13 protein-coding genes are annotated in these 15,604 nt (G+C 41.1%); 10 read left to right on the plus strand and 3 right to left on the minus strand.

Going from position 1 to position 15,604, the window contains the following annotated elements:
* Positions 1-541: 541 nt before the first annotated feature.
* From ACEYW6_RS03475 to psb27, 7 genes are all read left to right on the plus strand, one after another.
* Positions 542-1,228 carry an energy-coupling factor ABC transporter permease gene (locus ACEYW6_RS03475; protein ID WP_412978657.1) on the plus strand — a complete coding sequence of 229 codons (687 nt, stop codon included), beginning with the start codon at positions 542-544 and terminating at the stop codon, positions 1,226-1,228.
* Entirely contained in the window at positions 1,215-1,517 is a 303-nt protein-coding gene (locus ACEYW6_RS03480; protein WP_412978631.1) for an energy-coupling factor ABC transporter substrate-binding protein, read from the plus strand. The genes ACEYW6_RS03475 and ACEYW6_RS03480 overlap by 14 nt, the downstream gene beginning before the upstream one ends.
* Positions 1,514-2,326: a cobalt ECF transporter T component CbiQ gene (gene cbiQ, locus ACEYW6_RS03485; protein ID WP_412978632.1), complete on the plus strand. Its 813-nt coding sequence runs from the start codon at positions 1,514-1,516 to the stop codon at positions 2,324-2,326. The genes ACEYW6_RS03480 and cbiQ overlap by 4 nt, the downstream gene beginning before the upstream one ends.
* Complete coding sequence (locus ACEYW6_RS03490) at positions 2,301-3,131, plus strand: energy-coupling factor ABC transporter ATP-binding protein (protein WP_190899971.1); 831 nt, start codon at positions 2,301-2,303, stop codon at positions 3,129-3,131. Before cbiQ ends, ACEYW6_RS03490 begins: the two co-directional genes overlap by 26 nt.
* Before the next feature lie 180 nt (positions 3,132-3,311).
* Positions 3,312-4,913, plus strand: a complete 1,602-nt coding sequence (locus ACEYW6_RS03495; RefSeq protein WP_412978633.1) for a glycosyltransferase family 39 protein — start codon at positions 3,312-3,314, stop codon at positions 4,911-4,913.
* Positions 4,914-5,017: 104 nt separating this feature from the next.
* A complete protein-coding gene (gene cofH, locus ACEYW6_RS03500) occupies positions 5,018-6,199 on the plus strand; it encodes a 7,8-didemethyl-8-hydroxy-5-deazariboflavin synthase subunit CofH (protein ID WP_412978634.1) in 1,182 nt (393 codons plus the stop codon).
* A 119-nt stretch (positions 6,200-6,318) separates the two neighbouring features.
* The gene (psb27, locus tag ACEYW6_RS03505) at positions 6,319-6,723 is read left to right on the plus strand and encodes a photosystem II protein Psb27 (protein ID WP_190899977.1); all 405 of its coding nucleotides are present in this window, start codon (positions 6,319-6,321) and stop codon (positions 6,721-6,723) included.
* Between the two features lie 143 nt (positions 6,724-6,866).
* On the opposite strand, the gene polA is transcribed toward psb27, so the two are convergent.
* Positions 6,867-9,812: a DNA polymerase I gene (polA, locus tag ACEYW6_RS03510; protein ID WP_412978635.1), complete on the minus strand. Its 2,946-nt coding sequence runs from the start codon at positions 9,810-9,812 to the stop codon at positions 6,867-6,869.
* A gap of 551 nt (positions 9,813-10,363) precedes the next feature.
* Between polA and ACEYW6_RS03515 the strand changes: the two genes are divergently transcribed.
* On the plus strand, positions 10,364-11,071 hold the full coding sequence (locus tag ACEYW6_RS03515; protein WP_412978636.1) for a choice-of-anchor E domain-containing protein: 708 nt from the start codon (positions 10,364-10,366) through the stop codon (positions 11,069-11,071).
* Between the two features lie 281 nt (positions 11,072-11,352).
* On the plus strand, positions 11,353-12,222 hold the full coding sequence (locus ACEYW6_RS03520; protein WP_412978637.1) for a Cof-type HAD-IIB family hydrolase: 870 nt from the start codon (positions 11,353-11,355) through the stop codon (positions 12,220-12,222).
* Positions 12,223-12,403: 181 nt separating this feature from the next.
* Here the strand turns inward: ACEYW6_RS03520 and ACEYW6_RS03525 are convergent, their stop codons facing one another.
* Positions 12,404-13,069, minus strand: a complete 666-nt coding sequence (locus tag ACEYW6_RS03525) for a DALR anticodon-binding domain-containing protein (RefSeq protein WP_412978638.1) — start codon at positions 13,067-13,069, stop codon at positions 12,404-12,406.
* A gap of 485 nt (positions 13,070-13,554) precedes the next feature.
* Between ACEYW6_RS03525 and ACEYW6_RS03530 the strand changes: the two genes are divergently transcribed.
* A complete protein-coding gene (locus ACEYW6_RS03530; protein WP_190899985.1) occupies positions 13,555-14,313 on the plus strand; it encodes a Crp/Fnr family transcriptional regulator in 759 nt (252 codons plus the stop codon).
* A 54-nt stretch (positions 14,314-14,367) separates the two neighbouring features.
* On the opposite strand, the gene ACEYW6_RS03535 is transcribed toward ACEYW6_RS03530, so the two are convergent.
* Entirely contained in the window at positions 14,368-15,414 is a 1,047-nt protein-coding gene (locus tag ACEYW6_RS03535; RefSeq protein WP_190899987.1) for a PstS family phosphate ABC transporter substrate-binding protein, read from the minus strand.
* Positions 15,415-15,604: the final 190 nt, after the last annotated feature.

Genomic DNA, 15,604 nt, shown 5'->3' on the forward strand with positions numbered 1-15,604 from the left:
CTAAATATTAGAGGAATTAATAATTATTGTCAATAATTTTGCAGTGCTTCAGAATTGCTGCTTTAAGTTATTAAATTTAGCTAAAACTAGAATCAGTCCCTGAAAATTCCAGCCAATTTTTTTGATTTTTATCAGTAATTATTTCTTAGGTATGTATAAATAATATTCAAGTGAAGCTAACTTTTCATATCTATTTATTGATATGCTTATTGCCTTAGCAGTACTTAAAATACAAACAATGCGTATAATAGCACCTGGATATGGACGAAACAAAGAGACTCTTGCTATGCTGTGGTGCATTTTATTTGCTTAGAGATGAGATAAATTGCATTTCCATAACATTGTCAGTACATGGAATTTTTAATTTTTAATTTTGAGGTGTTTATTAGAGCATCCGCTGATTTAAACTAAGTTTTTAAAATGTATTTGCGAGGTATACAGCGTGCCAAGAATTCTTCTCAAGTCAAAAGGCGTATCACTAATTTTGATAGGTATTTTGAGCTTTTATCTAGTTGTTGGAGCGTCTACACCAGCCTATGCCATGCACATTATGGAAGGTTACTTACCAGGGAATTGGGCAATTTTTTGGTGGATAGTAGCGTTACCATTTTTTATTTTAGGATTGCGATCGCTGACTCGCATCACCCAAGCCAACCCTGAACTAAAATTACTCTTGGCATTGGCGGGAGCTTTTACCTTTGTCTTGTCAGCGTTGAAACTTCCTTCAGTCACGGGTAGTTCTTCCCATCCTACAGGCACAGGGTTAGGAGCTGTGCTATTTGGCCCTCTAGCTATGTCGGTGCTGGGGAGTCTAGTTCTGTTATTTCAAGCGCTGCTGTTGGCTCATGGCGGCTTGACGACATTGGGGGCAAATGCTTTTTCGATGGCGATCGCAGGCCCATTTGCTGCTTATTGGATATATCATTTGACGATGCGGCTAACTGGTAAGCAAAAAATAGCCATATTTTTAGCAGCCGCCTTGGGAGATTTACTCACCTACCTTATTACTTCCGTGCAACTCGCTCTTGCTTTTCCCGCACCTGTCGGTGGGTTTATAGCCTCATTTACCAAGTTTGCAGGCATTTTTGCGATTACTCAGGTTCCTTTGGCAATTAGTGAAGGTTTGCTAACTGTATTGGTGTGGAATTGGCTACAATCTTATACGCCTCAAGAATTAGAATTTTTGAAATTAATCAAAAGGGAACCTCAACACAATGAAACAGTCTAAAAAAGGATTGAGTAACTGGCTGTTACTATTAGGAGTAGTGGGATTGGCAGTAGCGCCATTAGTATTAATTAAAGGATCAGATTTTAGCGGCGCAGATGGTCATGCTGAAAATGCAATCAAAGAAATTCAGCCCGAATATAAACCTTGGTTTAATTCATTAATTGAGTTGCCCGGTGGAGAAGTTGAAAGCTTATTATTTTCCGTGCAAGCGGCGGCGGGGGCTGGGGTAATTGGTTATGTAATTGGGTTGTATAAAGGACGAGCGCAACATCAAAGGAATAAGGAATGAGTTTGCAAATAGATACTCTTGCATATACTAATCGGTTGCGGTGGTTAGCACCAGAGCAGAAATTACTGTTTGCGATCGCTCTGTTGATCATCGCTGCCTTTAGCCATCCCCTAGTTCAAGTTTTGATTGCAGTTTGGATGAGTACTTGGACAATTATATATGCAGGTATTCCTAGCAAAATTTATTTTAAACTAGTGTATATTGCTACTTTATTCTGGTTAACAAGTTTACCAGCTTTAGTGTTCAATGGCGTAAATATTTCTCACTTACATTTAGTGCAAACTGACTCAGCAGCAGGTTTTAATATTGGCTCTTATTATGTGTATATCAGTATTCACGGTATTGAGCAGGGATTAACGATTTTAACACGAGCGATCGCCTCTCTTTCCTGCTTATATTTCATCATGTTAACTATCCCTTTTACCGAGCTTTTACAAGTCCTGCGTCGCGTGGGTTTTCCTGTGTTACTAACCGACCTATTATTACTAATGTACCGCTTTATTTTTGTCCTATTAAACACAGCATCTGAATTATGGACTGCTCAACAATCTCGTGGTGGCTACTGCACTTTTAGCCTTGGGATGAAAAGTTTAGCTCTCTTAATTGGACAATTACTCAAACGAACCCTAGAAAACTATCGTCAAGTATCATTGGCTTTGGCATCACGGGGCTTCAATGGAGAATTTAAAGTTTGGCATCCTCATCGCTACCATTTATCTAAGCGATATGCCATCGAAGCAATTCTAGGATGTGCGTCATTAATCGCCTTGGATTGGTACGATCATGCAACAATTTTTACTCGAATTTGAGCAATTACATTACACTTATCCAGGCGCACAACAATTAGCTTTGAATGGTTTGAATCTGAGGATTCCTTTTCACAAAAGATGTGCGTTAATCGGGCAAAATGGTTGTGGTAAAACCACATTATTTTTATTAGCTAACGGTCTATATAAACCTCATAAAGGTAAAGTATCTTGGCAAGGAAAACCTCTGCAATACGACCGTCAATCACTGATAAAGTTACGTCAACAAGTAGGGCTAGTTTTTCAAGATCCAGAGCAACAACTGGTAGCTTCTACTGTTGAAGAAGATATTTCTTACGGCTTGTGTAATTTGGGATTGCCAACAGGAGAAATTAAACAGCGAGTCGAGCAAGCCTTAGTAGAATTTGGACTTACTGAATTAGCTCAAAGACCAGTTCATCATCTCAGCTTAGGACAAAAAAAGCGAGTTTCTATAGCTGATGTCATGGTGTTAAAACCAGAACTTTTATTGCTGGATGAACCAACAGCCTATTTAGATAAGTTGCATACTCGTAACTTGATGACAACTCTAAAAAAGATTCATGCAGATGGTACAACTATACTAATGGCAACCCATGATCTTGATTTAGTTTATCGTTGGGCAGACTGGATATTTGTGATGGATCGGGGACAACTTGTGATGGAGGGAAAACCACAAGATGTGTTTACCCAGCGTGAAGTTCTCGAAGATTTACAGCTAGGAGTGCCATTGATATATGAGATGCTATTTACTGAGGGTTCACCCGAAGAAGAACCAGTTTTAGAACGTTTGCGGCAAAGGATATTTAACTTGTTCCGTTACTTTTAGTAAGCGGCTCCAGCCCTTGCTACAAATTCCCTTAATAGCTATTTTGCAGTTAATTAATAAAAGCTGATATTCTGATTGCAATGGCTCTTGGCTAATAATCTTAAGCATCTAAAAAACTGATTTACAAACTGCTACTATGGAACTTCATAAACCTACAATCAGCAATATAATTCGATATTCATGATAAACAGACAATCAGTACTTGCAAAATATTTTCCTCCTATTTGGCTACGATTTTTAATCATTACTTTGTTAATATTAGGGATATTTTTCCGCTTCGCCTATCTGGATCGAAAAGTCTATTCGCACGACGAAGCTTATACCTCATTACGAATTTCTGGTTACACTAAAACAGAATTTGTTCAACAAGTGTTTAATGGGCGCGTGTTTGCTGTTGGAGATATACAAAAATATCAACAGCCTAATTCTGAAAAAGGTTTAATCAATACAATCAACTCTTTGGCGGTGGAAGATGCCCAGCATCCTCCACTTTATTACGTGATGGTTAGATTATGGATGCAATTTTTTGGCAATTCAGTAGCGACTACGAGAAGCTTGTCAGCCATAATTAGCTTAATAGCCTTTCCTGGCATTTATTGGCTGTGCTTAGAATTATTTCACTCACCCATAACGGCATGGATAAGCGTAGCTTTTCTAACAGTCTCGCCCTTCCATGTGCTGTACGCCCAAGAAGCAAGGGAGTTCGGTTTATGGATGGTGACTACTTTGCTAGGGAGTGCTGCACTGCTGAGAGCAATAAGACTGGGTAGCAAGCAGCTTTGGGGGATTTATGCAGTAACAGTGGCACTAGGATTGTACACCTTTTTGTTTTCTGGGTTGCTAGCGATCGCCCACGGTATTTATGTATTTGCCATTGAACGCTTTCGATTCACCAAAACCGTTAAAGCTTATCTAATAGCAACTAGTGTCGGCTTTTTAGCTTTCGTTCCTTGGATTTTAACTGTTATTAATAGCTTGTCTGAAATTGAGCGCACAACAGCCAGTGCTCAAACCAAACAATCTGTGTCAGCTTTGGCTTCTGGTTGGATTGCCAATATTAGCTGTTTGTTTGCTGATTTTTGGCGCTACGAACCATTTTTTCCAGATTTGAATTTGCCAGTTTTGCGCTGGGGTCGATTTTTAATTCCCTTATTACTAATCTTGGTAATATATTCATTCTTATTTCTTTATCGTCAAGCAGGAACACGAATTTGGTTATTTGTTTTTATCTTAAGTGGAATACCTGCTTTAGCTCTCATATTACCTGATTTGATTATTGGAGGTAAGGTCAGTCTGCGACCTAGATATGTCATTCCGTGTTATGTAGGCATTCAACTAGCTGTTGCTTACTTGCTGGCGGCTCAAATTATTTATTCTAAGTTAATAGCCCGCAAATTGTGCCAATTAGTAATGGTAGTAGTAATTTCCGCTGGAGTTCTATCTTGTGTTGTCAGTTCTCAAGCCGAGACATGGTGGAATAAAAGCAGCCATGCTAACCCTCAAATAGCTCGCATCATCAATAAAGCTAATGACCCACTATTAATTAGTAGTAATTATTCTCTAAATATTGGTGATTTAATGTCTCTCATTCATCTGCTAGATCATAAAGTGCAGATGCAATTGGTAACTGAACCAACTATGCCAAATATTCCTGATAGGTTCAGTGAACTATTTTTGTATAATCCTTCTAAAAAATTTCGATCTGAGCTTGAGAAGAAATACAAATTAGTCGATGTTTTCCAGTATAGTAGGCTGTGGCGGCTAGAACAGAAAAACAGCTAAATTTTCTATAGCTGGAATTCTCCTGAGCTTGGTGTATTTATTAAGTAAAATTTTATTATTTACCAGATCATAAAATTAAAATTTACTGAGAAATAAAGAAAGTAATGCTGACAAAAATTGCTGTTGAAAAAATTCTTGAACGTGCCTTGATGGGGTACGACTTATCTCCCGAAGAGGGAGTGGTATTGTTACAACAAACTGAGCCAGAGGCGATCGCAGCAATACGGACTACATCCGACACACTGCGCCACACTCAAGCAGGCGATACAGTTACATACGTAATTAATCGTAATATCAACTTTACTAATATTTGTGAGCAGCACTGTAGTTTTTGTGCTTTCCGTCGAGATGATGGTGATGTCGGTGCATACTGGTTAGATTCGGCGCAAATTTTGGAAAAAGCAACAGATGCAGTGCAACGGGGCGCGACGGAAATCTGTATGCAGGGGGGATTAAATCCACAAGCGCAGATAAGCGGCAAATCTTTGCCCTATTATCTCAAAGTCGTAGAAACCATTAAACAGGAATTTCCCCAGATACATCTCCACGCTTTCTCACCCCAGGAAGTGGAATTTATCGCCAGACTTGATGGACTTGAGTATGCTGATGTGATTACTGCTTTGCGTGATGCTGGTGTTGGCTCAATGCCGGGAACAGCCGCTGAAGTGTTAGACGATAAAGTAAGGCGGATACTGTGTCCAGAGAAGATTAACACAGCCACTTGGCTAGAAATTGTCAGCACCGCTCACAAATTAGGCTTGCATACCACCAGCACCATGTTATCTGGGCATATTGAAACCCACGAACAGCAAATCGGGCATTTAGAAAAATTGCGATCGCTCCAAAAAACCGCCATCAATCAGGGATATCCAGCAAGGATCACAGAGTTTATTTTATTACCCTTCGTTGGGCAAGAAGCGCCCAAACCCTTACGTAGCCGTGTCGGACGCGATCAACCAGTTTTGAGTGATGCACTGTTGCTAGGGGCTGTGGCGCGGATTTACTTGGGTAATTGGATTCCCAATCATCAGCAGAGTTGGGTCAAACTGGGGCTTGCTGGTGCGACAGAAGCCTTGGTTTGGGGTTGCAACGATATTGGCGGCACCTTGATGGAGGAGCACATTACCACAATGGCTGGTGCTTTGGGTGGTACGTGTATGGAAGTGGAAACCTTGCAAGCTGCGATCGCTTCTTTAGGAAGACCTTACCAACAACGCAATACTCTTTACCAAAAAATTAGGAGTCAGGAGTCAAATCAAAGACTCGTGAACGAGTATCTAAGTTAAATAAACAGAGTTCAGAGGTGGATGAATGGAGTTTTATAACATCTTACTCAGCAATAAATTGATCCCCAAGTCACCAATCCAAGATAGGATGGACGTTGATTTACGTATTCTTTTACTTAATGCATATGAAGCGCTATTGGTCGCGTTTGCTTGCGCTGGTTTTGGTTGTATCTATCGGCTTAATGGGCTGTTCTGGCAGTCCAGATAGTTTGACTGGGGATTATCGCCAAGACACCTTAGCTGTGGTCAATGTTATGAGACAAGCTCTGGATTTATCACAAGATTCACCAGAAAAAGCAGCAGTTCAAGCGGAAGCGCGTCAAAAAATTAATGACTTTTCAGCTCGCTATCAGCGAGTTAACTCTGTTTCTGGTCTTGGCTCCTTTACAACCATGCGAACAGCCCTCAACTCCCTAGCTGGACACTACAGTTCTTACCCAAATCGTGCCGTACCCGAAAAACTCAAAAATCGTTTAGAGAAGGAGTTACAGCAGGTAGAAGCAGCACTGAAGCGTGGCGGTTAACTCTTAACTATTGCTTACTCCATCATCAAGAGTCGATACTTTTGACTCTTGATGATTTTGCCAACTTGATATATATCAGAGGATTAAATTTTCAACTAAACTGATTGACACTTTTCTACCTAAAAGTCTTGTCATAGTTCAAATTACTTCGTCTCCATCCAATTATCACCGACACGCGCATCCACCAATAACGGCACACTCAACTGAGCTGCGTTTTCCATCACCGACTTAATTTGCGGTTGTAATTCTTCCCATTCATGAGGGGGAATTTCAAAAACTAATTCATCGTGAACTTGCAATAACAAACGCGCCTGATAGTTCTTCAAAACCTCATGCAATCTCACCATTGCAATTTTGATAATATCAGCATTGGAACCTTGAATTGGTGCATTAGCAGCAGAGCGTAGTAAACCTGCATCGTAAGCACCCAAATTTTTCAATTTACTCAGATCAATATCTTCTGGGTTACTACCTTTTAATTTACGTAAACTGTTATTAGTAAAGTCAAAGTAACGACGACGACCAAAAATAGTTTCTACATAACCAAGAGCGATCGCTTCTTTTTTCACTCGTTCCAAATATGCAAATACTTTCGGATATCGTTCATTAAAACGCTTAATGAACTCGTTGGCAATGGTCTTATCTATCCCAGTTGAGCGCGAAAACCTTAGAGAACCCATTCCATAAATCACGCCAAAATTGATAGTTTTTGCCATCCCTCGTTCTTCGGAGGTTATATTTTCTTTTTCAAACACTAACCGCGCCGTAACAGTGTGAACATCTTCATTTTGCTGATATGCTTGCACTAATATTGGCTCTTGACTTAAATGAGCCAAAATCCGCAATTCAATTTGTGAGTAATCAGCAGCCACCATTAACCAGCCAGTTTCTGGCAAAAATGCCTTACGAATTTGGCGACTAAAAGCTGTGCGAATGGGGATATTTTGCAAATTCGGATTAGAAGAAGATAACCTACCAGTTGATGTCGCTGCTTGATTAAAATCAGTATGCACTCTCTGAGTATCTGGACGCACTAATGCAGGCAATGCATCAACATAAGTAGACTTTAATTTAGATAGGGTGCGATACTCAATGATCGCTTCAACAAAACCAGTTTTATCATCTTCTTGGAGTTTTTCCAGTGTTGCTGCATCTGTAGAGAAACCCGTTTGAATTTTACGAGAATGTTTGGTGCTTAACCCCAATTTTTCAAATAAAATTTGGCTCAATTGTTTAGGAGAACCTAAGTTAAAATTTTCCCCAGCTATTTCAGTTGCTTGCTCTTTTAACCTAGCTAACTCCGTTTCTAAATGCTGCGAAAGTTCTTGTAAATAAGCTGAATTAATGCGGACACCCGTATATTCCATTTGGGCTAAAACTGCTTCTAGTGGCTGTTCCACTTCCACTAATAGCTTAGATAAAGTTGGAATTTGATCCAGTTCCTCACGCAATTTCGGGACTAAGCCAAAAGTAGAATAAGCATCCATACCGCAGTAATCTGCTACGGCGGGAATATCTATATCAGCGATGGTTTTGCCTTTAGGAACTAAATCTAAGTAACTTTTTGCTATCAATCCCAAATATCGCTGTGCCAAATCCATCAAATTATGACTTGAATCTGGATTTAGAATGTAACTTGCCAGCATGGGATCAAACACTACTCCTGCCAAATTAATTCCTTGACACTTTAAAACTAAGCGGTCAAATTTAGCATTCTGTAAAGCTTTGGGATAATCAGCACTTTCGAGAATTAGGCGTAATGTTTCTAGCACCAAATCTTTATGCAAATTTTGCCCAGTTTTATGCCCCATAGGAATATAGGCTACTTCATCTGGTTCCGTTCCCCAACAGCAACCAATTCCTACTAACTCAGCGTCTCTTGGTTCTAAAGCTGTAGTTTCAGTGTCCCAAGCAACGGGTGTTTCTGGGTTAGTGAATTTTTGCAAAAGTTTCACTAACTCAGTTAATTTGGCTTCAGTGTTAATGATGCGTGGTGTAATTGGGGAAGTAGATTGTTGTGGAACTGCGGCTGTATCACTAGCACTGAAAAACCACAAATCATTATCTTCATCAGCGCTGAATTCTGAGTTAATAGAGTTGGAATTACTTGCGTCTATTTTGGCTTCTTGTTTGTCTTCAATTTTGCCACCAAAACGTTGCTGGAGGTCGTTGATTTTACCTAAAAAAGACTTGAATTCTAATTTTTCTAAAATTGGTGATAAAACGCTTGTATCAAAACCTTTTAATTTACAATCTTCTAAATCAAATTCTATAGGAACATCTAAAACTATAGTTGCCAAATAGCGAGACTTCTCGGCATCTTCTTTACCCGTTGCCAGTTTTTTCTGAGTTGCGCCTTTAATTTCATCTAACGCAGCATAAACATCGTTAAGGGAACCATAGGTATTTAGCAGCTGCACTGCTGTCTTTTCCCCAATTCCCTTCACCCCAGGAATATTATCTGATTTATCACCACAAAGAGCTTTGAAATCAACAATTTGTGAAGGTAAAACCCCCATTTTTTCTTTGACTTGTTCTGCTTCAAATTCCGTAATGCTATTTGTAGAGCGCTTTAGGGCATCTGGGCTAAAATTCAGAACAGTGATTTCTTTGTCAGAGTCGATCAGTTGAAATAAATCGCGATCGCCAGTGAGAATCTTCACCTTATACCCAGCAGCAGTTACTCGTTGTGCTAAGGTTCCCAAAACATCATCTGCCTCGTAACCAGGGGCAGTGAAAATTGGGAGATTGAAGCCATTGAGCAACTCATGCAGGTTTGCTAAGTCGGGAATGAAGTCTTCTGGCGTTTCTTTGCGATCAGCTTTATAAGTATCGTCAGCTTCATGGCGAAAAGTGGCCTCACCCAAATCAAAAGCGATCGCCATTGCTTGGGGCTGTTGTGTTGCCATTACCTCCAGCAGGCACTTCACAAAACCAAAACATATACTGGTAGGAATCCCTGCTTTAGTACGCAGTCCTCCATCTCGCCCTTTGGCGAAAGCAAAGTATGAACGATAAGCCAGGGAGTGCCCATCTACAAGGATGAACGTGGGGCGTGTTGCGGTTACAGAAGTCAAAGTTTCAGACATAGCCCTATTTTAGCCAGAAGCTTTGTCACATAGTTAGCAATTTCCGATGCTCGTTCAGCTTGCTTTGGCGAGAATAGCGCAGTTTTTGCGTACCCATTGCGATCGCATATAATTTTCCACAAAGTGATGTCTACGCATTGGCAGCTTTAGTACGGAAGCCCAGTAGAAACAACTTTTAGCAGGGATACCACCCTAATTAAGTACGTGAGTATCAACATAGTAACCAGATAGTAACCAGATTCCCGATTTTTCACTAGAAGTCTGGGATCTATATCCTGAGCGTTTTATGTTTAATTAGGTTGACCTAGCTTACTTCTCAGAAACAAACAAAAACTAGCTTAATATTTCGACATAAAATTACCACTATCAAAGCCTCTTTGCCTTAACAAAACTTTATATGTACCAATCAAAAAGTATATTTTCCGAAGGAACTTGGACATAAAAACTTTACATAAATTTACGTGAAATTATCAATCCTACAAGCAAAGTTTCAGAGTTAGAAATAACTTAGTAATCCTGTAATGATTCGTTTTAGAAAAGCATCTTCCATCATGACAACAAAACTATTGAACACTCTAGCTGCTGCTACAACTTTGGCAGGAATTGTTGCAACATCTGGAGCGGCTAATGCAGCTTCTCTCTCGTACACTAGTTCCACTAATTACGAATTCACAGATATTATTGATGCACCTCTGAGCGTCCAACAATTTAATTCATCTCTAGGCACGCTCCAAGGTGTAACAATAGAATTTACTGGAGACATACTCGGAAATGCAGGTTTTGAAAATAGGAGTCAAACCCCGACTCAGACGACAGTAAATCTTGCCAGTGAATTCAGCTTAGAACTAAATAATCAGTCTCTATTGGCGCTGAATCCTCAATATTCTTACAGTTACCAAGTTGCTAAATATGACGGTATCACTGATTATAGTGGCACCTCTGGAAAGACTGTTTCTAACTTAACCGCCACACAATCTGCTACCCAGTCTTTCACTAATACCCAATTTTTGCAGTCTTTCATTGGTAATGGCAACATAGACTTCTTGTTCTCAGCTATAGCCAACTCAGTAGTTACAGGATCGGGCAACATGAGATCCTATATTGATACTTATGCCAAAGCAGGTATTAAAGTAACCTATAACTACGATGATGTGAAATCAGTACCTGAACCCTCTGCCACACTTGGAGTTGCTTTAATCGCTGGGCTTTGTCTGTTGTCACAACGCAAAAAAAGCTGGCTCAAGGTGTCAAATTCATAGATTTTCTTGAATAGGTGGGTTTTTCCCATGCTATCTATCGGTCAGGCTCTCTAATTGAAATTAAAAACCCCGATTCTCGAAAAAATCGGGGTTTTTTGTTGCGATTATTAGCCAGAATTTGGAACAATTTTCAAAAAATACTATAGCAATCTAAAATTGTGTGATTCAGCATCCTCATGTTAAGGAAATTAGGTTGACTAGAGAACCCAATTTTTTCTACTACTCCCCATTGGTAGCTAGAGCCTGTTAACCTCTTACTGGAACTTAAAATCTAGGAAATTATGCAGAAAGCATCTGCTACACATTTGGTATCTACTGATAATCAGGCTGCTGCAAAAGATATTAAACTACTAGTTTTGGATATAGATGGCACGATCGCTGGACACTCGAATACCATTAGCGCAGGTGTAAAGCAAGCTATTGTTGCGGCGCAAGCACGAGGAATTCAAGTGGCGATCGCTACAGGTCGAATGTATCGTTCAGCCTTGCGCTTTCACCAAGAAATCGGCTCTACCTTGCCATTAATGGCCTATCAGGGAGCCTGGATTCAAGATCCGATCACCCAAAAAGTTCATCGCCATTGGGCTGTTTCCAGGGAAATCGCCCACCAGCTACTCGACTATTTTGAACAGCCTGAGTTGCGATCGCTCCTATCTGTCCACTTCTACATCAATGATCAGCTATACGTCCGTGAGTTAACTAGAGAAACCAAAATTTATGCAGAACGTTCTGGGATTACCCCGATTCCTGTAGGTGATTTGCGCCAAGCCTTAACGAATGAACCGACAAAAATTCTTGCTTTATGTGATGACACAGATGTGATCGATCAGCTATTAGGCAATTTGCGTCGCCAATACACACCGGCTGAACTTTATCTCACAACATCTGTTGCTACCTTCTTTGAAGCAACTAACGCATCTGTGAATAAGGGAACTGCTGTACGTTACCTAGCCGAAGAATTGCTGGGATTACAGTTAGTCAATGTTATGGCTATTGGCGATAACTTCAATGATTTGGAAATGCTGGAGTATGTTGGACTCGGTGTAGCTATGGGCAACGCACCAGCAGGAGTGCAAGCGATCGCTCAGTGGGTAGCTCCTAGCGTAGAGGAAGACGGAGCAGCAGTAGCAATTGCAAAGTTTTTGCTGTAATGAGGGCACTTTTTCAAACCTAAACCATATAAATCAGAAAGGACACCGACGACTGGCCGTGTTTCGTCTCGGTGCCCTAGCTGGTTCGCTCCTCACACACCTGCTAATGTAGCCGAGGTGATGCATTGAGTCAATAGCTATTATAAAAGTTTTTATTTTATACCTAAGCGACATTACCGATTTATAACTCTAAAGGCGCAACAATACCCAAGTTTTCCTCTAGGACAAATCTTAATACTGACTGAGTAGCCATAAGCAATCCGAGTCTAGCTTGGGCTAGCTCTGGTGAGCTAATTTTCACCTCACCCCAAATCCGGCAATTAGACCAGAAGTTTTCAAAAGCTTGGCTCAAACTCAGCGCTACTTTTTCCCATTTCACAGAACCGCTAATATCAGGACACTCTATGTTGTCTACCACTTGTACTAACTCCGCAATTAGATGACGCTCATGTGGGTGATTTAGCCGCAGTCTTCCATCACAATTGAGCCAAGGTAAAGGGTTAGGAGAGATAACACTCCAAAAATCTGGACTAGTATTTGGAACTGGTTCTCTAAGTTTAATCAATCCTTCTCGGTGAGCCAGCAGCACTAGCGAACAGCAACGTGCATGGGCGTACTGAACAGCAAACCATGAATTGGACATTGGGTATGGGGCATCAATTGTCTCCTCATCTTCCCCCTGCTCTCTCTCTCCCCCTAGACTCCCCACTGCAAGACTGTGTAACCAAGTCGCTAACGTCAAGTGAGTCAATTCAAAATGTATCCAGCCAGGGGGAACAATTTGGATGCTAAAAACGTCGCCACAAGTCCTCGATAAATCAGAGGCGATCGCACTGGCAAGCTCCATAGTTTTTCGATTCTGAGATTTTGACAGCCGCAACGCCACACTTGAGATATATAAAATGTTACTTTCATCTCTATCTTTATATAGATGATTTTTTCCAACTTTTATGTCTACTTTTTCTACAACGTAAGTATTAGTGCTTAGTATCTTTATTAAGTGGCTATTTAATAGCTGTTTAATTGACGTATATTTACTAACTAGTAATTTATAATGCACGTAATTTCATTGAAATAATCATGTAAAATATATTTGTTGATTTTCTGTCATCTATCTTGCGATATAAATTTAATTTAGATGAAGAAAAATGAGAAGAGGATAAAATTTGATGAATAATCGATGAATAGTAAGTAAACTTTACTACCATCATTGTACAGTAGGAAGTATAACAAAAGAGTAGAGAGTAATTTGCTTTCTATTCTTTGGATTGGCTGGCGCTGTTAGGCGTTAAGCCTGCCTCGCCAACACAAAGACACTCCTTGCACCTTTTTATGACGTCTTTGTCTTCAGCCGAACGCTCTTTGTTACCTATGCAATCTCCATCCTCCTTTTCTGAGGCATCACGGCCTTTTTTGACTTGGCAACGCATTCTTGACTGGGCTCAAGAACACTACCGCTGCCGTACCTTTAGCAAAGATGAGCGCATTCCAGCCCGGCCTGGATTGCTATATTTGGTGCAAAGGGGTGCGATCCGTATGGTAGGAACCGCCCAAGTTAGCGCGACTGCCAGCCAGCTAACGTCTCGACGAATTAACAGAACCCCAGAAGAAGCGTTCTTGGGTTTTGTGGGAGCGGGACAGCCATTTGAAATTGTTGCTCAGTCACCATTCACACTCCAGGCTTACGCCCATGTTGACCAAACTGCGGTGCTGTGGATGTACTGGCATGACTTAGACAACTGGCCTCACTTCCGTCGCGAAGTTATGGATGCCTTTAGGTATCAGCACCAGCGTAAGCTACTGTGGCTGAGTGCCTTGGGACAACGCCGCACAATTGACCGACTCTTAGGATTTCTCACATTGTTAATTGAGGAATATGGAGAGCCAGCAATGAGCGACACTGATCCTGATGTGATTCGCGGCTATTGTCTGCCTTTTCCCCTCACCCATGCCCAAATTGGGAGCGCGATTGGTTCGACCCGTGTCACCGTCACCCGCTTGATGGGTAAGCTGCGTCAACGCGGCTTAATCCTCACCCAAGGGGATAATCTGATTTGCTTGCCAGCAGAGTCGATTAATAGAGCTGGTTAAAGCACGGTTCAGAGCGGCGATTTCCGCCACTCTGCCTGAGTGTAATCGCAGGTGTCAGCGAATTTTGACAAACCCAGCTTGGGTAATCAGTTCCTGTCCCTGCTCAGTTAGCAGTAAGTTGGCGTAAGCGACACCTGCTTGCTGCTCAGTCTGACCATTCTGTTTGACCACCACAAACAGATTGCGCGTAATCGGGTATTTTCCTGATTGGAAAGCCTCAATGTTCAATTTGTTTCGTTTACCAGGACATTCGGACGGGAGGACAGATGGTTCTTGGTAGGGAGCAATATATTGCCCTTGTGTGCGCCCCAACGGCAAGGGTTTGATTGAGCATTGAGGAATCACCTCTGGGGCAGAAGCGTAGTAGATGCTACCAGGACTACCAGCCAATTTTTGCAAGGCTTGGGTGGTTGTGGAGATAAATTCCACATTGGAACTGAAAGCTTGACCACCCAAGATGTCTTGAACAAAAAGTTCGACTGTACCGCCATCAGCTATGCGGCGAGAATAGGGCTTAATTAGAATATTGGGGCCACCCACCTGGCTCCAATTATTGATTTTGCCTGTGTAAATTGACTTTAACTGGTCTACCGTGAGTCCTGAGATATTGAGGTTAGGGTTAACTGCGACTGCCAAACCATCAATTGCCACAGGAATTTGTTTCAAACTGAACCCACGCTGCTGGGCACGGCTTAATTCCTGATCTAGAACTGGTCGGGAGGACTGGGCAAAGGCTAGTTGACCGTCTATCAGTGACTGGATGCCAGTACCAGAACCAGGAGATGCACTGCTGGGTTCTACATAACGCAGCCGAAGTTCTGGTCGCGCCGCTTGAATTGCTGAATCAACTACTAGTCGAATCGGTGCCCAAGATGTACTGCCACCATAATTGAATAATCCTGTAGGAACATCCTTTACTAAAGTGAAAGTATTGCCACTAGGTTGTTCTAGTGCAGTTTGGGGTGTTTTGGTGCTACCAGAATTAATTGTATTTAGGTCAACACCAGATTTTCTAGTAAACCACCAAAAACCGCCAGCTATTAGCCCGACCGTGATTAGGATGGATAATACAAGAATAGTTGTTTCATTTTTTTGGGACATAGTAGAATTACCCGCGCGTCCATTCAATATAAGTGCTTGACTTGATAGGTGCTTGCTACTTGAGATTGTATTGGGAGGACGGGTGTTTTGTTAACGAATACTGACAAATCCTCACTTATGACTAGTTTAGAAGCCAAAGTATAATAAATTTTTCCTGAATTATTCGTCTTTTATCTCAAGGCTTGAGTGT

It is taken from the genome of Nostoc sp. UIC 10607, assembly GCF_047228265.1.
Lineage (GTDB): Bacteria > Cyanobacteriota > Cyanobacteriia > Cyanobacteriales > Nostocaceae > Nostoc > Nostoc foliaceum_A.